The following is a 723-nucleotide window of genomic DNA, read 5'->3' on the forward strand; positions in this document are numbered from 1 at the left end:
AAAGCAACATCATGATGATCACCAAGGTTATCGGCACGACCACACTCAAGCGATCTTTCGCACGTTCCATGTATTCGTATTGACCAGACCAAGCGAGCGAATATCCAGCCGGGAGCACCAGTTGGTCAGCCACTGCTTGCTGCGCTTCTACCACGTAAGAACCAAGGTCGCGGCCATCGATATCCACAAACACCCAGCCGTTAGGACGTGCGTTTTCGGTTTTGATCATCGGCGGACCGTCTTCGTAACGAATGTCAGCGACATCAGCGAGTGCGATACGCGCTCCATTTGGTGTCACTAGCGGTAAGTTTTGCAGCTTAACCACAGAGTCACGGTAGTCTTGCGGGTAGCGAACGTTAATCGGGTAGCGTTCCAAGCCTTCAATGGTTTCTCCAACATTCATACCACCGACAGCGGTTGAGATGACTTGCTGAACGTCTTTGATGCTTAATCCATATCTCGCAGCAGCGCGGCGTTTAATGTCGATTGTTACGTAACGGCCACCGGCTACACGCTCGGCATAAACCGATGAAGTGCCGCGAACGTTGTTCAAGATAGGTTCTAACTGTGCACCAATCTTTTCGATCTCTTTCAGGTCTGGGCCTGCGATTTTGATCCCGATTGGCGTCTTAATGCCCGGCGCAAGCATGTCGATACGCGTTTTGGTCGGCATTACCCTCGCGTTGGTTAGCCCCGGGAACTGCACGAGATTGTCGAATTCAT

1 protein-coding gene is annotated in these 723 nt (G+C 51.7%); it reads right to left on the bottom strand.

From position 1 onward, the window contains the following. A partial coding sequence (locus R7Q46_RS26935) for an efflux RND transporter permease subunit (RefSeq protein ID WP_318078198.1) occupies window positions 1–723 on the bottom strand: 723 nt, incomplete at both ends.

The sequence above is a fragment of the Vibrio sp. 811 genome, from assembly GCF_033339195.1.